Raw genomic sequence first — 18,246 nt, 5'->3', positions numbered from 1 at the left:
TCGTCCGGGCAGGACGTCGTCCCGGTGGTGCAGCGAGGGGCGGGGCCCCACCGGTCAGGCGCGGCGACCCGTCAGCGCGAGGAGCTGGTCCAACGGGTCCTCCGACGCCGCCGGCTGCGGGGTCCCGAAGTGCCCGGAGCCGCCGAGCAGGTCGGCGTGGGCGCGCGCCCACGCCAGCCCGTGCACCACCGGCGGGCCCGCGGTCGACGGCTCCGCGACGCGGCCGCCCGCCGCCGCCACCGCCCGGCGGACGTCCCAGGCGTGGACGACGAGGTCGAGGAGCAGCCGCTCGGCGAGCTCGGCGGCCGGGGCACGCTCGCCGCGCAGGTCGACCGTCGCGTCGGCGGGCGCCGTGGCCCACGTGACCGTGGAGAGGGCGGCCGCGGAACGCCACGCCGCGCGCGGGTCGTCCCCGAGGCCGTCGCCCGCCGGCCGCGGGAGGGCGGTGCGGCCGCCGACCACCGCGGGCACCCGGCGGTGCTGCGCGACGACGTGGGCGACGACGGCCCGCACGTCCCAGCCGCAGGGCGTCGGCGCCGCCCAGGCGTCGGCGCGGGCGGCGTCGTCCACGGCGGCGGAGAAGCCGCGCACGGCGTCGGGCAGCAGCGCCCGCGCGGGCGCTGCGCCGTCCTCGCCGGCCGAGCTCGTCGCGAGGAGCGGGGCGGAGGCGGGGTCGACCGGTCCGCGGGCGGTCCGCGCCGTCGCCAGCAGCGGCGCAGAGGGGTCGACGCCGCTGCCCGCCGCGGGGGGCGGGGGACCGGGTGCCGCGGCTGCCGGCAGGGCCGTGCCCGCGACGCCGGGCGTGGCCGGCTCGTCGCCGGGGAGCGGGCCGTCGGGCCCGGGGCCCGTGGTCACCGCGGCCGCCCGGCCCCGCGCACCCGGCGCGGGCCGAGCGCACGGCCGGCGGGCGGGCGGGAGGCCGCCACGGACCCGCCGGGGCGCGCGCCGCCCGACGGGGAGGCCGGGGAGCCCGGGAGGGACGGACGCCACCCGCCCGCCCGGTCGCCCCGTGCCGCCGTGCCCGTCCCGCTGCTCACGCGGCCACCCTGCGCCACGCCGGCGGCGCCGCCGGGCAGGCGGGACCCGCGCGTCGCTGCGCGCCCCGTCGTGGGGTCGGCCAGAGTGGCGGCATGCGCGTCGTCGTCACGGGAGCAACCGGGAACCTCGGGACGGCGCTGCTGCGGCGCCTCCGGACGGAGGACGACGTCGAGGTCGTCGGCGTCGTCCGCCGGCCCCCGCGCGAGGCCGGTGGCGTGCGCTGGGTCGCCGCCGACCTCGCCACCCCGGCCGCCGTCCCCGTGCTCGAGCGGGCGGTCGAGGGTGCCGACGCCGTCGTCCACCTCGCCTGGCTGCTCCAGCCGAGCCACCGACCCGAGCTGCTCGAGGCGGCCAACGTCGAGGGGACGCGCCGGGTGGCCGCGGCCGCGCTCGCGGCCGGGGCGCACCTCGTCCACGCCTCCTCCGTGGGGGCCTACGCCCCCCGCGCCGTGCCCGTCCCCGACGGCACGCCGACCGGCGGCGGCGCCGACGGTCCCGGAGGGGCGGCCGCCGGCGACCCGCGCGACGCCGTCGGCGAGGACTGGCCCACCACCGGCGTCCCCACGTCCCTCTACAGCCGGCAGAAGGTCGCCGCCGAGAGGCTGCTCGACGACCTCGTCCGCGAGCGCCCGGACGCCCGGGTCGCCCGGCTGCGACCCGGCCTGGTGCTCCAGGCGGCCGCGGGCTCGGAGATCGGCCGCTACTTCCTCGGCGGGCTCGTGCCCCTCGGCCTCGTGCGCCGCGTCGCGCTGCCGGCCTTCCCCCTGCCGGCCGAGGCCGTCTTCCAGGTGGTGCACGCCGACGACGTGGCCGACGCCGTGGTGCGCGTGCTCCGCACCGGCGCGACCGGGCCCTTCAACCTCGTGACGGGACCGGTGCTCGGCCCGCTCGACGTCGCTCAGGCGCTGCGCGTGCAGCGGGTGGCCACCGTGCCCGTCGGGGCGGTGCGCGCCCTGGCGTCGGCCACCTGGCGCGCCCGGCTGCAGCCCACGGACGTCGGCTGGGTGGACCTGCTCACGCAGGTGCCGCTGCTGTCCTCGGCCCTCGCCCGCGACGAGCTGGGCTGGGCGCCGCGCGTCGGCGCCGCCACGGCGCTCGTCGAGCTGCTCGACGCGATGTCCGACGGCCGGGGTGCCGCCACGCCCCCGCTCGCCGCCCGCCGGGGGCTGGGCCGTCGACGCTCGCCCGGCGCCGACGCCACCTGAGGCGACGCCACCCGAGCCGACGCCACCCACGCCGGACGCCCCGGCCCCCGCGGACATCCGGCGCCGTCAGCCGACGACGGCGAGCGCGAAGGGCAGGACCTCGACGCCCGCCAGCCGCAGCTGCCGGCCGGCGACCGCCATCGTCCAGCGGGTGTCGACGACGTCGTCGACGAGCAGCACGGGCCCGGCGGGCCCCGCCGGCCCGGCGGGGACCCGGGCCACGAGGTCGTCGGCGGGGCCGAAGGAGCCCCACACCGCGGCGAGGCGGAAGGCGCTGTTGCCCGACCCGGGCCGGGGCCGCGGGTGCCCGGGCACGAGCGGCAGCTCGCCGACGTAGGGCAGGCGGCCCAGCCCCGCGATGCCCTCGGCCAGCCCGCGCACCAGCTCGGGGCGGGTCCGGGAGGCCACCGAGGCGACGGCGACGGGCCGCCGTCCCCAGTCCCACCCGGCGAGGACCGGTACGCACGCGCGCAGGACGTCGTCGGGCAGCGGGCCGTCGAGCGCGCCCTCGCCACCGCCCAGCTCCCCGAGCAGGGCGCGGAGCCGGGTGCCCCAGCCCAGGTCGCTCGTGCGCGCCAGCGCGCGTCCGGGACCGACCTGCTCGTCGGCGGGGATGCGGCCGCGCACCGGGACGCCGAGGCGGTCCGCGCCCGTGGGCCACTGCGCCCTGGGCTCGACCACCGTGCCCGCCCGCCGCAGCGCGCCGGCCGCGGACTCGCGGGCGTCGTCGGGCAGGTCGGTGGGGTACCAGGGCCCCGCGCAGCGGTCGCAGCGCCCGCACGGGGCGGCCGTCGCGTCGTCGAGCGCCTCCTGCAGGAAGGCCATGCGGCAGCCCGGCGTGCGCTCGTAGTCGAGCATCGACTGCTGCTCGGCGGTCCGGGTGGCCGCCACCTGCTCGTAGCGCTCGGCGTCGTAGGTCCACGGCCGTCCCGTCGCCGTCCAGCCGCCGCGGACGCGCTCGACGGCGCCGTCGACCGCCAGGACCTTGAGCAGCAGCTCGAGGCGCGTGCGCCGGACGTCGGCCACCGGCTCCAGCGCCGCCGCGCTGAGCGGGCGGGAGGCGTCGGCCAGGGCGGCGAGCACGGCGTCCGCGTCGGCCTGGCGCGGCATGCTCGCGGTGGCGAAGTACGACCACACGGCGCGGTCCTCCCGCCCGGGCAGGAGCAGGACGTCCGCCCGGTCGACGGCGCGGCCCGCGCGGCCCACCTGCTGGTAGTAGCTGACGGGGGAGGAGGGGGCGCCGAGGTGGACGACGAAGCCGAGGTCGGGCTTGTCGAAGCCCATCCCGAGCGCCGAGGTGGCGACGAGCGCCTTGACGCGGTTCTCGCGCAGCGCCCTCTCGGCCTCGCGGCGCTCGGCGTCGTCGGTGCGGCCCGTGTAGGCGAGCACCTCGTGCCCGGCGGCCCGCAGCGCCGCCGCGGTGTCCTCGGTGGCGGCCACGGTGAGCGTGTAGACGATGCCGGACCCCGGCAGGTCCGGCAGGTGCGCCGTGAGCCAGGCCAGCCGCGCGGCGTCGTCGGGCAGCTCGAGCACGCCGAGCCGCAGCGAGTCGCGGGCCAGCGGCCCGCGGACCGTGAGGACCTCGACGGGCGCGGCCGAGCCGGGTGCCGGCGCGGAGAGCTGCTCGGCGACGTCCTCGACGACCCGGGCGTTGGCGGTGGCCGTGGTGGCCAGCACGGGCGTGCCCTCGGGCAGGCGCCCGAGCAGGTCGCGGATGCGCCGGTAGTCCGGGCGGAAGTCGTGCCCCCAGTCCGAGATGCAGTGCGCCTCGTCGACGACGAGGAGCCCGGTCCGGGCGAGCAGCCCGGGCAGCACCTGCTCGGCGAAGGCCGGGTTGACGAGGCGCTCGGGGGAGATGAGGAGGACGTCCACCTCGTCGGCGGCCAGGGCCTGCAGGGCCAGGTCGTTCTCGTGGGCGGTGGCCGAGGAGATCTCGACGGCGCGCACCCCGGCGCGGGCCGCGGCGGCCACCTGGTCGCGCATGAGCGCCAGCAGCGGGGAGACGAGGAGCGTGGGCCCCGCCCCGCGCTCGCGCAGCAGCGCCGTGGACACGAAGTAGACGGCGGACTTGCCCCAGCCGGTGCGCTGGACGACGAGCGCCCGGGCGTGGCGGTCGACGAGGGCCTCGACGGCCTCGCCCTGCCCGTCGCGCAGCGCGGCGTCCTCGCGCCCGACGAGCCGGCGCAGCACCGCGGCGGCCGCCTCCGCCGTGCCGGAGGGACGGGGGTCGACGACGGCCGAGGGGGTGTCCACGGGCGACGACGCTACGGGCGCGCGCCGACACCGGGCACCACGGGCGGAGCGCCTGGGGACGGCGGCGCGTACGGTCCGCCTGTGCGCTGCCGGGTGGTCCTGCCGTGAGGGCCCTCGTGGTGCGGGAGCACGGCGTCGCGCCCGTCGTCGAGGTCGTCCCCGACCCGATGCCGCCCCGGGACGGCGTGGTCCTGCGGGTGACGGCGAGCGGCGTGTGCCGCAGCGACTGGCACGCCCTGGCCGGGCACGACCCGGACGTCGTCCTGCCCCTCGTCCCGGGTCACGAGCTCGTCGGGGTCGTCGAGGCGGTCGGCGCCGACGTGCGCCGGTGGCGGGGCGGGGAGCGCGTGACGACGCCCTTCGTCTGCGCCTGCGGCACCTGCGCCACGTGCCGGGGCGGCGACCCCCAGGTGTGCCCGCACCAGCGGCAGCCCGGCTTCACCGACGACGGCTCGCTCGCCGAGCTCGTCGCCCTCCACCACGCCGACACCAACCTCGTCGCGCTGCCGGACGTCGCCGACGGCGGGCCGACGGACGTCGCCGCGGCCGCGCTCGGCTGCCGCACCGCGACCGCCTACCGCGCCCTCGCCCAGCGGGCGTCGCTCGTCGCGGGCGAGCACGTCGTCGTCCTCGGCTGCGGCGGGGTGGGGCTGTCCGCCGTCGTCCTCGCGCGGGCCCTCGGCGCGGGCACCGTGGTGGCCGTCGACGTCTCCGACGCCGCCCTGGGGCGGGCCCGCGAGCTCGGCGCCGACGTCGTCGTGCCGGTGCGTCGCGACGGCGGCGACCCCGGCAGCCCCCCGCACGCCGACTCGGCGGTGGCGGAGGCCGTCCGGGACGCGACGGGCGGCGGCGCGCACGTCGCCGTCGAGGCCCTGGGGTCGGAGGCGACGCTGGCGCAAGGGCTCTGGTCGCTCCGCCGCCGCGGGCGCCTCGTCCAGGTGGGGCTCCTGCCGCCGGGCCGGGACGGCGCCGGGCGGCCACGGGTCCCGGTCGAGCGGGTGATCTCCCACGAGCTGGACCTCCTCGGCAGCCACGGCCTCGCCGCCGCGGACTACCCGGGCCTGCTCGCGCTCGTCGCCACCGGCGCGCTGCGCCCCGCCGACCTCGTGGGCGACGTCCTGCCGCTCGACGCGGCGGGCGCCGCCCTGGCGGGGCTGCCCGGCCGGACGAGACCGGGCGTCGTCGTCGTCGAGCCCTGGCGCTGAGGCGGTCCCGCGCTCTCAGGAGGGCAGCGGCTCGCCCGGGGGCACTGGGTCGTGCTCCGGGGACGCGCCCGCGACGAGGTCGACGAGCGCGTCCCCGTCGACCCACCGGGTCGGCACCGGGGTCCGGGCGGCCCGCCGGACGAGGGCGTCGGCCGGCAGCGGGGCGTCGGACGCGACGACGACGGCGTTGGCGTAGCGCCGGCCCCGCAGCAGCCCCGTCTCGGCGAGGAGCCCGACGTGGTCGAAGACGGCTGCGACGGAGGCGAGCTCGGCGCGCAGCCGTTTGAGCGGCGGGCGGTCGGCCACGTTCGCGAGGTAGGTCCCGCCCGGCCGCAGGACCCGCGCGGCGTCGGCCACGAACTCGACCGTCCGCACGTGCCGGGGCGTCGTGTCGCCGGCGAAGACGTCGCGCACGACGGCGTCCGCGCTCGCGTCCCGGCGGGTCGCCAGGCGCTCCCGGGCGTCGCCGACCTGCAGGCGCAGGGCGGGGGAGCGGGGGAGGTCGAACCACTCGCGGACGAGCCGGGCGAGGTCCTCGTCGAGCTCGACGGCGACCTGCTGCGAGCCGGGGCGGGTCGCGTCGACGTAGCGGGCGAGCGCGCAGCCGGCGGCCCCCAGGTGCACGACCTCCAGCGGCGCGCCCTCGGGCCACCCGACGTCGAGGACGTCGGCCATCCACCGCAGGTACTCGAACTCCAGGAGCGTCGGGTCGCCGGTGTGGACCGAGGAGCTGGCCACGCCGTTGACGAAGACCGTCCACGCCTGCTCGTCGGACCCGCTGCGCGCGAGCTCCACGACGCCGCTGCTCGTCGACCAGGTCCCCGGCTCGGGGGAGGGGGCCCGGTCGCCCCGGCGGTGCCTCGAGCTCTCGCGGGCCATGGGGGCAGCCTGTCAGCCGCCGCGCCGTGCCGCCGCCCGCCGGCCCGCCCGGACCTCAGCCGTCGTCGGGGCGGCGCCGCAGCGCCTTGGTGCGCCCCCGCGCCGTCTTGGTGTCGGTGCGCCGGGCGCGGGCACGGCGGGAGGGCGCCGTGTCCCGGCGGGGCGCCGGCGGCGGCGCCAGCCCCTCGGCCACGAGCGCGGCGAGGCGGTCGCGGGCGGCCGAGCGGTTGCGGCGCTGCTCGCGGTGCTCGGCCGCGACGACGAGGAGGGCGCCGCCCACGAGCCGGCCGGCCAGCCTCTCCCGCAGGCGCTCCCGCTGCTCGGGCCGCAGCGCCCGCGACGTCTCCGGGTCCCACCGCAGCTCCACGCGGCTGTCGGCGGTGTTGACGCCCTGGCCCCCGGGGCCGCCCGCGCGGCTGAAGCGCCACCGCAGCTCCCCGGCGGGCAGGACGACCTCGCGGCGCCCCGGCACGCGCACCCGGAGGTCGCCCGTGGCGCCGTCGCCCTCGGGGCGCGGCGCCGGGGCGGGGGACGGGGGCACCTGCCGAGCATGCCCGGCGGGCGGGTCGTCCGTCCTCCCGGGCGATCTCCCTCGACCGGGCGCCGGGCCGTGCCTACGGTCGCGGCATGGCGACCCCCGAGCGTCCCGGCCCGACGACGAGCGGCCGCGGCGGCGACGACGAGGCGCGCGCCCTGGCCCGCGCGCTGCAGCAGCTCGTCGAGTGGGCCGGCGCGACCGCCCAGGAGGGCACGACGAACCCCGTCACCGCGCGGCTGCAGGAGCACGTGCCGGCCGCGGCGCGGGAGCGGTCCGTCGTGACGCGCGACCTCCCGCCCTTCCAGCACGTCAACCTCCAGCTCGCGCTCGAGGTGTGGTCGGCCGCGCAGGGCCGCACGGTCGAGGTGCTCGGCGTGGCGCTCCCGCCGCACTACGGCGGGGTGGACCTGCACCACCTCCTCCACGGCGGCGACCCGACCCCGGTCCGCCTCGTGGCACCGGACCTCGTCGACCTGCCCTCGGGCCCCGGCGGGCGGACGACGGCGTGCTGGCGGTCGGCCCTCCTCCTCGTCACGGACGCCCAGGGCGCGTGGGTCCTGCGGCTCGTCGGCCCGTCGCCGCACGACCCGGGCCTGCGCCTCGAGGTCGGCGGCCTCCCGACCGCCGCCGCGCAGGCCCTCCTCGACGAGCTCGACGTGCTGCGCTCGCGGCTCGACGTCCACCGCGGCCAGGTGGTCGAGCTGACGACCGGGGACACCGGCGGCCTCGTCCTGCGCTTCGCCGACCTCCCCCCGACCCGGCGCGAGGACGTCGTCCTCCCCGAGGAGGTGCTCCGCCGCGTGGAGCGGCACAGCATCGAGGTGGCCCGCCACCGCACCGCGCTGCGGGCCGCCGGGCAGCACCTCAAGCGGGGGCTGCTGCTCCACGGGCCGCCCGGCACGGGCAAGACCCACACGACCCGGTACGTCGTGCAGCACGTCCCGGGGGCCACCGTCCTGCTCCTCGCGGGGCGCTCGCTCGGGCTCGTCGGCCAGGTCGCCGCCCTCGCGCGCGACCTGGCGCCGTCGGTCGTCGTCCTCGAGGACGTCGACCTCGTCGCCGAGGAGCGCGGGCACCACGGGAGCAGCCCGGTCCTCTTCGAGCTGCTGGACGCGATGGACGGCGCCGCGGCCGACGCCGACCTCCTCTTCCTCCTCACGACTAACCGCGCCGACCTCCTCGAGCCCGCGCTCGCCGCCCGTCCGGGGCGGGTCGACGTGGCGGTCGAGGTGGGCCTGCCGGACGCGGACGGCCGGCGACGGCTGCTCGACCTCTACGCCCGCGGGGTGCCCACCGACCTCACCGCCGCGGACGTCGACGAGGCCGTCGACCGGACCGAGGGCGTCACCGCCTCCTTCGTCAAGGAGCTCCTGCGCCGGGCGGTGCTCGAGTCCCTCCACGACCACGACGGCGAGCTGCGCCCCGTCCGCGGCGAGCAGCTGCGCCGGGCGCTGGACGACCTGCTCGACAGCACCCAGCAGGTGACCCGCGCGCTGCTCGGCGTGCCGGCGGACCAGCCGGCGGAGCCCGCCGGCGAGCCGGTCGGGGACGGCGAGGTGTCCTTCGGGTTCGTCGCGGGGAAGGGCCACCGGCTGTACGGCGACTACCTGCAGGACTGAGGGGCGGACGGTCGCGGCGTCGCCGGGGCGGCCGGCCGCCCGCCGCTAGCGTGGCGGGCGTGGAGCTGCGCGCGGAGGGGCCGACGACGTCGCCCCGCCCCGTCGCGCCCGCCGTCGAGGCGGCGGTCGCCGGCTACCTCGCCCACCTGCGGGTCGAGCGGGGGCTCGCGGCCAACTCCCTCGCGGCCTACCGCCGGGACCTCCTGCGCTACACCGCCTTCCTCGCCTCGTGCGGCTGCCTCCGGCCGGAGGACGTGACGCCGGCCGAGGTGTCGGCCTACGCCGTCGTCCTGGCCACGGGGGACGACGGGGGGACCGCGCTGACCGCCTCGTCGGCCCGGCGCGCCGTCGTGGCGGTCCGGGGGCTGCACCGCTTCCTCGCCGAGGAGGGCCTCACGCCCGCCGACCCGGCGCGCGACGTCCGTCCGCCGGCCGAGCCCCGGCGGCTGCCCAAGGCCATCGGCGTCGCGGAGGTCGAGCGGCTGCTCGCGGCCGCGGCCGTGGGCGACGGCCCGACCGCGCTGCGCGACCGGGCGCTGCTCGAGCTGCTCTACGGCTCCGGCGCCCGCATCTCCGAGGTCGTCGCGCTCGACGTCGACGACCTCCTCGACGTGCTGCCGCCGGACGGCCCGGCGGAGGAGCCGGACGACGGGCCGCCGCCCGGCCTCCTGCGGCTGCGCGGCAAGGGCGACAAGGAGCGGCTGGTGCCGCTCGGCCGCTACGCCCGGCGGGCGCTGGCCGCCTACCTCGTCCGGGGGCGGCCGGCGCTGGCCGCCGCGGGGCGCGGCGGGCCCGCGCTGCTGCTCAACACCCGCGGCGGCCGGCTGTCGCGCCAGAGCGCCTGGTCGGTGCTCCACGCCGCGGGGGAGCGCGCCCGCCTGGCCCGTCCGGTCTCGCCGCACACGCTGCGGCACAGCTTCGCGACGCACCTCCTCGAGGGCGGGGCGGACGTGCGGGTCGTCCAGGAGCTCCTCGGCCACGCCTCCGTCACGACGACGCAGGCGTACACGCTCGTCACGGCCGACGCCCTCCGCGAGGTCTTCGCGGCGGCGCACCCCCGCGCCCGCTGAGGACCACCCGTCCGGGGGCGCCCGGGAGCCCGTCCGGGCCCATCCGGCACCCGGGGGGCGCCGAAGGACGACGGGCGACGTCGGGGCGGGGGCCACCGGGGCGCCCGCCGACCACCGCCGACCCGTCCGGAGCCCTGACGTGCTGCTCGCCACCCCCGACCCCGCCGCCCGCCGCGCGGCCACCGCCGCCGGCCGCCTCGTGTGGCGGGCGCTGCCCGTGCGCACCCGGCGCGCCCTCGCCTTCCGACGGTCCTTCGGCACCTTCCCGCGTCGGCGGGACCCGCTGACCTTCAACGAGAAGGTCGACCACCGCCTCCTCCACGACCGCCGGCCCGCGCTCGTGGCCGCCGTCGACAAGCTGGCCGCCAAGGACGCGGCCGCGGCCGCGGGCGTCCGCCCGGCGCGCACGCTGTGGTCGGGGACGGACCTGCGCGAGCTCGTCGGCCTCGACCTCGGGGAGCACTGGGTGCTCAAGCCCAACCACCGCGGCGGGGGCCTCGTGCACCTGGGCCGTGGCGTCGTCGACGCGGCCGGCGCCGGGCGCCTCGCCGAGGTCTCGCGGGGGTGGCTCGACCCGGGCAGCGACGAGGTCCGCATGGGGGAGTGGGCCTACTCCCGCGCCCGGCGGACGCTGCTCGTCGAGGAGCGGCTCGGGGTCCCCGGGGAGGACCTGCCGGACTGGAAGGTGCACGTCTTCGGCGGCGAGCCGGTGCTGGTGCAGGTGCACCACGGGCGCTTCGGGGACCACCGGGTCCGCTACTACCGGCCGCGGTGGACGCCCACCGCCATCACGGCCCGGGCGGCGCCCATGGCGGACGTCGTGCCGCCTCCCGCCCACCTCGACGAGATGCTCGCCGCCGCACGGCGTCTCGGGGCCGGGTGGGACTACGTGCGCGTGGACCTCTACGACCTGCCGGAGGGCGTCGCCTTCGGCGAGCTGACCGTCTACCCGGGCAGCGGCCTCACCGACTTCCGGGACGACCCGGTCGTCGACGCCGAGCTCGGCCGGCGGTGGGTGCTGCCGGGCACCGCCCAAGCGGCCTGACGGCGGGCACCCCGGGCGCCGTGCGCGGCCGGGTGCTTCACTCGCGGCGGGCGCCCGGACCCCCGGCCGACGGCGTCCGCGGTGCAGCAGCCGCCGCCCGGCCCGCACCGCAGGAGACCCCGTGCCCGTCCCCGCAGCCGCGGCCGGCCTCGCCCGCCGCGCCTGGCGGTCGCTGCCCGTCGGCGCCCGCCGGGCGCTCGCCTACCGGCGGGCCTTCGGCGCCTTCCCCCGCCGCTCCGACCCGCGCACCTTCAACGAGAAGCTGGACCGTCGGCTGCTCGCCGACCGTCGTCCCCGCCTCGTGACCGCCTGCGACAAGCTCGCCGCCAAGGACGCGGCGGCGGCGGCCGGCGTCCCCGTGGCGCGGACGCTGTGGGTGGGCTCGGACGTCCGCGAGCTCGCCGACGTCGACCTCGGGGCGCACTGGGTGCTCAAGCCCAACCACCGCAGCGGCGGGCTCGTCCACCTCGGCCACGGCGCGCCCGACCGGGACGCGCTCGAGGCGCTCGCGAGGACGACGCACGGCTGGCTGGACCCGGGCACCGACGAGCAGCGGATGGGGGAGTGGGCCTACTCGGGGGCCCGCCGCGTCCTGCTCGTCGAGGAGCGGCTCGGGGACCCGGGCGCCGACCTCGCCGACTGGAAGGTCCACGTCATCGGCGGCGAGCCCGTGCTCGTCCAGGTGCACACCGGCCGTTTCGGCGACCACCGCGTCCGCTGGTACCGCCCCGACTGGACGCCCACGGACGTCACCGTCGCGGCGACGCGGTCGGCCGACCTCGTGCCCCCGCCCGCCGCGCTGCCCGCGCTGCTCGCCACGGCGCGGCGGCTGGCGGCGGGGTGGGACTACGTCCGCGTGGACCTCTACCTCGTCCCCGACGGGACCGGTCCCGACCGGGTCGTCTTCGGCGAGCTGACGGTCTACCCCGGCAGCGGCCTCACCGACTTCCGCGAGCACCCCGAGCTCGACCGCGAGCTCGGCGACCGCTGGGTCCTGCCGCCCGACGTGGCCCCGCGGCCCGCCCGGCGGGGGCGCCGATCGACGCCCGTCCGGGGGCGCGGCTAGGGTCGACGGCGCCCGGCGCGGCCCCCGCGCCGCCGCCCGGGGCCACCGGCCCACGGGCGCAGACGGGCAGCCGCCGACCCGGAGGACAGCGTGACCAGCGACGCCGACGACGACCGGGGCGCTCCCGGCCAGACCTCGCTCGACGTCGCCACCTCCGAGGTGACCGGCCCGACGGGCCGCCCGCTGCCGCACTTCCCGGAGCCGGCGCCGCTCGCGTCCCACGGCCCGGCGCGCGTCATCGCCCTCTGCAACCAGAAGGGCGGCGTCGGCAAGACGACGACGACGATCAACCTCGGCGCCGCGCTCGCCGAGCTCGGCCGCAAGGTCCTGCTCGTCGACTTCGACCCGCAGGGCGCCCTCAGCGCCGGGGTCGGCGTCCCGGCGCACGACCTCGAGACGACCGTCTACACGCTGCTGGTCGACCGCCACGCCAGCACGCGTGACGCCATCCGGCCCACGCGGATCAAGGGCATGGACGTGCTCCCCGCGACCATCGACCTGTCGGCGGCGGAGGTCCAGCTCGTCGCCGAGGTGGCCCGCGAGAACCTCCTCGCGCGGGCCCTGCGCCCCGTGCTCGACGACTACGACGTCGTCCTCGTCGACTGCCAGCCGTCGCTCGGGCTGCTCACCGTCAACGCCCTCACCGCCGCCCACGGCGTCGTCGTGCCGCTGGAGTGCGAGTACTTCGCGCTGCGCGGGGTGGCGCTGCTCGTCGAGACGATCGAGAAGGTGCAGGACCGGCTCAACCCGCGCCTCGAGGTCGACGGCATCCTCGCGACGATGTACGACTCCCGGACGCTGCACAGCCGCGAGGTCGTGGCCCGGGTCGTCGAGGCCTTCGGCGACGACGTCTTCCACACCGTCATCGCCCGCACGGTGAAGTTCCCCGACGCGAGCGCGGCCGCCGAGCCCGTCACGACCTACGCCAGCGGGCACCCCGCCGCCGCGTCGTACCGCCAGCTCGCGCGCGAGCTCGTGGCGCGCGGCGCCGCCGCCTGAGCGGCCCGCCCGTGGACGCCGCCCCGCCGGACGTCCCGGCCGTGCCGCCCGCCGGGGGCGCGCCGGACGTCGCGCCGGGCCCCGCGGCGGCCGCGCCCGTCCCGTCGTCGCGGCGCCCCGGGGGACGGCAGCGCCCCTTCGAGGTGCACCTGCCCGTCTTCACGGGGCCGTTCGACCTGCTGCTCCAGCTCATCAGCCGGCACCGCCTCGACGTCACCGAGGTGGCGCTGGCCGCCGTCACCGACGAGTTCGTCGCCCACCTGCGGGCCGCGTCGGAGCACCGCGGCGCCGACGGGGACGAGCGCCCCGGCGGCACGGACGGCGAGGACGGCGAGTGGGACCTGGGGCAGGCCAGCGAGTTCCTCGTCGTCGCGGCCACGCTCCTCGACCTCAAGGCGGCGCGGCTGCTGCCCCAGGCGCAGGTGGAGGACGAGGAGGACCTCGCCCTCCTCGAGGCGCGCGACCTCCTCTTCGCGCGGCTCCTGCAGTACCGCGCCTACAAGGAGGTGTCCGGCGTCCTCGCCGAGCGCCTCGAGCGCTTCGGCGGGCGGGTGGCGCGGGCCGCGCCCCTCGAGCCGGCGCTGGCCGGTCTGCTCCCGGAGCTGGTGTGGCGCACCAGCCCCGAGCAGCTCGCCGCACTCGCGGCCCGCGCCCTCTCGGGGCAGCGCCGGCCGGGGCCGCCGGAGGTCGACCTCGCCCACCTCCACGACGCGGGCGTGAGCGTCCGGGAGGAGGCGCTCGTCGTCGCCCGGCGGCTGCGGCGCGCCGGTGCCGCGACCTTCCGCGAGCTCACGGCCGACGCGGGCTCCCGCCTCGTCGTCGTCGCCCGCTTCCTCGCGCTGCTCGAGCTGTACCGCGACGGCGTGCTCGGCCTCGACCAGGCCGACGCGCTCGGCGAGCTGACGGTGCGCTGGGCCCGCGCGACCGCGGCCGACGGGGCGGACGAGGAGCCCGGCGGTGCCCAGGACGAGGCCGTCCTCGAGGCGCTCGTCGGCGGCGTCGCCGAGCCGGGGGAGGATGCGGCCCCGTGAGCCAGGACGACGCCCCGCGCCCCGACCCCGCCCCCGACCCCGGCCCGGACGCGCAGCCGGCGGGCGGGGCGGGCGCCCCGGCGCCGGAGGACCTGCCGGGAGGGCTGCGGGCCGCGGTGGAGGCGGTGCTCATGGTCGTCGACGAGCCCGTCGACGAGGCGGCGCTGGCCGCCGCCGTCGGCGTCGACCTCGAGCGGGTCCGCGGGGTGGTCGAGGACCTGGAGCGCGAGTACGAGCGGGAGGAGCGCGGGTTCGAGCTGCGCCGCACCGGGACCGGGTGGCGCGTCTACAGCCGGGCCGACCTCGCGGACGTCGTCGGCCGCTTCCTCCGTGACGGCCAGAGCGCCCGGCTGAGCCAGGCCGCGCTGGAGACGCTGGCGGTCGTCGCGTACCGCCAGCCCGTGAGCCGCGCCCGCGTCTCGGCCGTCCGCGGGGTCGACGTGGACGGGGTCGTCCGGACCCTCCTGGCCCGGGGGCTCGTCGTCGAGGTCGCGAAGGACCCCGTCACGGGTGCGATGCTCTACGGGACGACGCCCTCCTTCCTGGAGCGGCTGGGCCTGCGCAGCCTCGACGAGCTGCCGCCGCTCGCCCCCTTCCTGCCGGAGGGCGCCGACCTCGACGACCTGACGGAAGGACAGCTGTGAGCGACGACGGACGGCGCGAGCCCGGGGGCCGCGGGAGCCGCCCCGCGGGAGGACCCGGCGGGAGCCGCGGATCCTCCACGGGCCGCCCCGGCGGCCCCCGGGGCCGGAGCGAGGGGGGCCGCCCGGCGCAGGGCCGCCCCGCGCAGGGCCGAGCGGGCCAGGGGCCCCGGACCGGTGGTCCGCGCGCCGGCGGTCGGACCGACGGCGGCCGGTCGGGCTCGTGGTCCGACGGGCGCGACGGCGACCGGCGCCCGCCGCGGGACGGCGACCGTCGTCCCGCGCGCGACGGTGACCGGCGCTCGTCCTTCGACGGCGACCGTCGCCCCGCGCGCGACGGCGACCGGCGCCCGTCCTTCGACGGCGACCGTCGTCCCCCGCGCGACGGCGACCGGCGCCCGTCCTTCGACGGCGACCGTCGTCCCCCGCGCGACGGCGACCGGCGTCCGCCGCGTGACGGCGACCGGCGTCCGCCGCGTGACGGCGACCGGCGTCCGCCGCGTGACGGCGACCGGCGTCCGCCGCGTGACGGCGACCGGCGTCCCCCGCGGGACGGCGAGCGTCCCGCCCGCACCGGCTACCCCCGGACCGGGCCGCGCCCGGGCGACACCGAGCGCCGTCCCTCCGGCCGGGCCGGCGACCGCCGGCGCACGCCGGAGGAGATCGCCGAGGAGCGCCGCCGCAACCTCAAGGCGGCCCAGCGCGGCTCGGGCCTCGGGCGCGGGCAGCAGGGCACGAGCGGCCGGGGGGTCGCCGCCCGCGGCGCCTCGTCGCGCCGTCCCGCGGGCACGGGCCGCCGCGGCACCCCGCCCGTCGTCCCGCAGGGCGGCGACGTCGACGTCCACGTCGCCGACGGCGTGCGCCTGCAGAAGGTGCTGGCGCAGGCCGGCGTCGGGTCCCGCCGCAAGTGCGAGGACCTCATCGCCGCAGGGCGGGTGAGCGTGGACGGCGTCGTCGTCACCGAGCTCGGCCTGCGCGTCGACCCGGAACGCCAGCCCGTCCACGTCGACGGCCTGCGCGTCGTCCTCGACACGACGAAGGTCTACCTCGCGCTCAACAAGCCGCTCGGCGTCGTCTCGACGATGTCGGACCCGCAGGGGCGTCCGTGCGTGGGCGACCTCCTCGAGCAGCGCGAGCAGCGGCTGTTCCACGTCGGCCGCCTCGACGTCGACACCGAGGGCCTGCTCCTCGTGACGAACGACGGCGAGCTGGCCAACCGGCTCCAGCACCCCTCGTGGGAGGTGCCCAAGACCTACCTCGCGCAGGTGCTGGGGCCCATCCCGCGCAACCTCGGGCAGCGGCTGCGGGACGGCGTCGAGCTGGAGGACGGCCCCGTGACGGTCGACTCCTTCCGGCTCGTGGACAGCCAGCCGGGTCGTGCGCTCGTCGAGCTCGTCCTCCACGAGGGGCGCAACCACATCGTCCGCCGCCTCATGGCGGAGGTCGGCCACCCCGTGGAGCAGCTCGTCCGCACGCGGATCGGGCCGGTCGTCCTCGGCGACATGCTCCCCGGGCGCTCGCGCCCGCTCGCGGCGCCGGAGCTGGGCAGGCTCATGGCGGACGTCGGCCTCTGAGCCGTCGCGCTCCCCGGTCGGCCCCTCGGGCGTCGGCCGGGGAGCGCGCCGCACGGTCGTGCACCGTGCTCCCCGGTCCGCCCGCGCCGGTCGCGACGACGCGGTCCGACGCGCGGGACGACGACGTCGCCCCGGGCGCCGGTCGTTAGCCTCGGCGACGGCGGGGCGCGGGCCCGGCCTGCCGCCGGGCCGTCCGGGCCGGGCGGCGCGAGGCGAGGAGGACCCGGTGGCGGTGCGTGCGGTGCGCGGGGCGACCCAGCTCGACGTCGACGAGCGGGAGCACCTGCTGTCCTCGACGCGCGAGCTCGTGCAGGCCGTCCTCGACGCCAACCCCATGGGCCCCGAGGACCTCATCTCCGTGGTCTTCACCGTGACCCCCGACCTCCGGTCGGAGTTCCCCGCCGTGGCCGCCCGCGAGCTCGGGCTCGGCGACGTGCCCCTGCTGTGCTGCACCGAGATCGACGTCCCCGGCGCCATGCCGCGGGTCGTGCGGCTCATGGCGCACGCCGAGCTGGACGTGCCGCGCGCCGACGTGCGCCACGTCTACCTCCGCGGGGCCGTGGCGCTGCGGCGCGACATCGCCCAGTGAGCGCCGTCCCGGACGCCGCCGCCCCCGCCCGGACGCGCGGCACCGTCCTCGTCGTCGGCGCGGGCCTCCTCGGCGCCAGCGCCGGGCTCGCGCTGCGGGCGCGCGGCGTCGACGTGGCCCTCGACGACCCCTCGCCCACCGCCCGGGCCCTCGCCCGTGACGTCGGCGCCGGCCGTCTCGCCGGCCCGGACGAGGACCCCGACCTCGTCCTCGTCGCCGCGCCCCCGGACGTGACGGCCGACGTCGTCGCCGCGCGGCTGCTCGCCCACCCCCGCGCGGTCGTCACGGACGTCGCCAGCGTCAAGGGCGCTGTCCTGCAGGGCGTCGCGACGGCGCTCGAGCGGGCCGGGGCCGACCCGGCCGAGGCCCGGCGGTACGTCGGCGGGCACCCGATGGCCGGCCGGGAGCGCTCCGGCGCGACGAGCGCCCGCCCCGACCTCTTCGTCGGCCGCCCGTGGGTGCTCGTGCCGCCGGCCGCGGGGGCCCGGGCGGACGGCGGCCCGGACCCCCTCGAGCGCGTGCGCGCGCTCGTCGACGACTGCCGCGGCGTGCCCGTCGTCATGGCGGCCGACGAGCACGACGAGGCCGTCGCCGTCGTCTCCCACGTGCCGCAGGTGGCCGCGAGCCTCGTCGCCGCCCGGCTGCTCGACGCGCGCGACGAGGCCGTCGCCCTCGCCGGCCAGGGCCTCCGGGACGTCACGCGCATCGCCGCGAGCGACCCGCGGCTGTGGGTGCAGATCCTCGGGGCGAACGCGGCGCCCGTCGCGCGGGCGCTGCACGCCCTGCGCGACGACCTCGACGAGGTGCTCGGCGCCCTCGACGCCCTCGCCGCGGACACGCCCGCCACGGCCGACGTCGCGCCGGCCGGGCCGGTCGACGGCGCGGTGGGCGCCCGTGCCCGCGTGGCCCGGGCCATCGACGCCGGGGGAGCGGGCGTGGCGCGCGTGCCCGGCAAGCACGGCCGGGCGCCGGTGCCCTACGAGGTCGTCGTCGTCCTCGTCCCGGACGAGCCGGGCCGCCTCGCGCAGCTCCTCCACGACGTGGGTGACATCGGCGTCAACCTCGAGGACCTCGTCCTCGAGCACGCCCAGGGCCGCCCCGTCGGCCTCGCGGAGATCTCCGTCCTGCCGGCCGAGCGCCCCCGCCTCGAGGCCGAGCTGCCGCGCCGCGGGTGGCGCGTCGCCGGCTGACGACGCGGGGGGCCGTCGCGGGGCGACGTCGGCGGCGACGTCGTGGAGAACGGGTCCCGAGCGCCCACGTCGGCAGCGACGTCGTGGAAAGGGGCCCTCAGGGATCGCCTTCGGCAGCGAAGTCGGCGAGAGGGGCCCTCGGGGATCGCCTTCGGCAGCGAAGTCGGCGAGAGGGGGCATCGGGGATCGTCTTCGGCAGCGAAGTCGTGGAGGGGGGCCTCAGGGATCGTCGTCGGCAGCGAGGGTCCCGGCGCGGGCGGCGGGGCCCGGGGGGCCGGGCGACTACCCTGGCCCCCGGCCACGA

General features: G+C 79.5%; 16 protein-coding genes. 12 read left to right on the top strand and 4 right to left on the bottom strand.

All coding sequences use genetic code 11. The features are described 5' to 3' along the window. Positions 1 to 54: 54 nt before the first annotated feature. Positions 55 to 855: a TIGR03086 family metal-binding protein gene (locus EDC03_RS01180; RefSeq protein ID WP_148057976.1), complete on the bottom strand. Its 801-nt coding sequence runs from the start codon at positions 853 to 855 to the stop codon at positions 55 to 57. Between the two features lie 275 nt (positions 856 to 1,130). Between EDC03_RS01180 and EDC03_RS01175 the strand changes: the two genes are divergently transcribed. Further along, positions 1,131 to 2,243, top strand: coding sequence for an NAD-dependent epimerase/dehydratase family protein (locus tag EDC03_RS01175; protein WP_123378369.1), 1,113 nt, complete (start codon positions 1,131 to 1,133; stop codon positions 2,241 to 2,243). Positions 2,244 to 2,309: 66 nt separating this feature from the next. On the opposite strand, the gene EDC03_RS01170 is transcribed toward EDC03_RS01175, so the two are convergent. Beyond that, complete coding sequence (locus EDC03_RS01170; RefSeq protein ID WP_123378368.1) at positions 2,310 to 4,496, bottom strand: RecQ family ATP-dependent DNA helicase; 2,187 nt, start codon at positions 4,494 to 4,496, stop codon at positions 2,310 to 2,312. Positions 4,497 to 4,600: 104 nt separating this feature from the next. Here EDC03_RS01170 and EDC03_RS01165 point away from each other — a divergent pair, with 104 nt between their 5' ends. Then, positions 4,601 to 5,701, top strand: coding sequence for a zinc-binding dehydrogenase (locus tag EDC03_RS01165; RefSeq protein WP_199719835.1), 1,101 nt, complete (start codon positions 4,601 to 4,603; stop codon positions 5,699 to 5,701). A 15-nt stretch (positions 5,702 to 5,716) separates the two neighbouring features. Here EDC03_RS01165 and EDC03_RS01160 read toward each other — a convergent pair whose 3' ends face one another. Together EDC03_RS01160 and arfB are read right to left on the bottom strand one after the other, a co-directional pair. Further along, positions 5,717 to 6,580 carry a spermidine synthase gene (locus EDC03_RS01160; RefSeq protein WP_123378367.1) on the bottom strand — a complete coding sequence of 288 codons (864 nt, stop codon included), beginning with the start codon at positions 6,578 to 6,580 and terminating at the stop codon, positions 5,717 to 5,719. A 55-nt stretch (positions 6,581 to 6,635) separates the two neighbouring features. Next, the gene (arfB, locus tag EDC03_RS01155; RefSeq protein ID WP_241966956.1) at positions 6,636 to 7,121 is read right to left on the bottom strand and encodes an alternative ribosome rescue aminoacyl-tRNA hydrolase ArfB; all 486 of its coding nucleotides are present in this window, start codon (positions 7,119 to 7,121) and stop codon (positions 6,636 to 6,638) included. Between the two features lie 86 nt (positions 7,122 to 7,207). Between arfB and EDC03_RS01150 the strand changes: the two genes are divergently transcribed. The 10 genes from EDC03_RS01150 to EDC03_RS01105 all read left to right on the top strand — a co-directional run bounded on the left by EDC03_RS01150 (position 7,208) and on the right by EDC03_RS01105 (position 17,942). After that, complete coding sequence (locus tag EDC03_RS01150) at positions 7,208 to 8,737, top strand: AAA family ATPase (RefSeq protein WP_123378366.1); 1,530 nt, start codon at positions 7,208 to 7,210, stop codon at positions 8,735 to 8,737. Between the two features lie 65 nt (positions 8,738 to 8,802). Beyond that, on the top strand, positions 8,803 to 9,807 hold the full coding sequence (locus EDC03_RS01145) for a site-specific tyrosine recombinase XerD (RefSeq protein ID WP_123378738.1): 1,005 nt from the start codon (positions 8,803 to 8,805) through the stop codon (positions 9,805 to 9,807). A 139-nt stretch (positions 9,808 to 9,946) separates the two neighbouring features. Next, positions 9,947 to 10,852, top strand: coding sequence for an ATP-grasp fold amidoligase family protein (locus tag EDC03_RS01140; RefSeq protein ID WP_123378365.1), 906 nt, complete (start codon positions 9,947 to 9,949; stop codon positions 10,850 to 10,852). Between the two features lie 121 nt (positions 10,853 to 10,973). After that, positions 10,974 to 11,918: an ATP-grasp fold amidoligase family protein gene (locus EDC03_RS01135; protein WP_123378364.1), complete on the top strand. Its 945-nt coding sequence runs from the start codon at positions 10,974 to 10,976 to the stop codon at positions 11,916 to 11,918. Between the two features lie 159 nt (positions 11,919 to 12,077). Beyond that, the gene (locus EDC03_RS01130) at positions 12,078 to 12,917 is read left to right on the top strand and encodes a ParA family protein (RefSeq protein WP_241967000.1); all 840 of its coding nucleotides are present in this window, start codon (positions 12,078 to 12,080) and stop codon (positions 12,915 to 12,917) included. Between the two features lie 11 nt (positions 12,918 to 12,928). After that, positions 12,929 to 13,948: a segregation and condensation protein A gene (locus EDC03_RS01125; RefSeq protein ID WP_241966954.1), complete on the top strand. Its 1,020-nt coding sequence runs from the start codon at positions 12,929 to 12,931 to the stop codon at positions 13,946 to 13,948. Next, complete coding sequence (scpB, locus tag EDC03_RS01120) at positions 13,945 to 14,592, top strand: SMC-Scp complex subunit ScpB (RefSeq protein ID WP_241966953.1); 648 nt, start codon at positions 13,945 to 13,947, stop codon at positions 14,590 to 14,592. Before EDC03_RS01125 ends, scpB begins: the two co-directional genes overlap by 4 nt. Beyond that, complete coding sequence (locus EDC03_RS18015) at positions 14,589 to 16,163, top strand: pseudouridine synthase (RefSeq protein WP_123378362.1); 1,575 nt, start codon at positions 14,589 to 14,591, stop codon at positions 16,161 to 16,163. The genes scpB and EDC03_RS18015 overlap by 4 nt, the downstream gene beginning before the upstream one ends. A 226-nt stretch (positions 16,164 to 16,389) precedes the next feature. Beyond that, positions 16,390 to 16,752, top strand: a complete 363-nt coding sequence (aroH, locus tag EDC03_RS01110; RefSeq protein WP_123378361.1) for a chorismate mutase — start codon at positions 16,390 to 16,392, stop codon at positions 16,750 to 16,752. Further along, positions 16,749 to 17,942 carry a prephenate dehydrogenase gene (locus EDC03_RS01105; RefSeq protein ID WP_123378360.1) on the top strand — a complete coding sequence of 398 codons (1,194 nt, stop codon included), beginning with the start codon at positions 16,749 to 16,751 and terminating at the stop codon, positions 17,940 to 17,942. The genes aroH and EDC03_RS01105 overlap by 4 nt, the downstream gene beginning before the upstream one ends. The last annotated feature ends 304 nt before the right edge of the window (positions 17,943 to 18,246 follow it).

The organism is Pseudokineococcus lusitanus (genome assembly GCF_003751265.1).
Taxonomy (GTDB): Bacteria; Actinomycetota; Actinomycetes; order Actinomycetales; family Quadrisphaeraceae; genus Pseudokineococcus; species Pseudokineococcus lusitanus.
The sequence above is the reverse complement of the archived record's forward strand: the minus strand, read 5'-3'. Positions and strand labels throughout refer to the sequence as shown.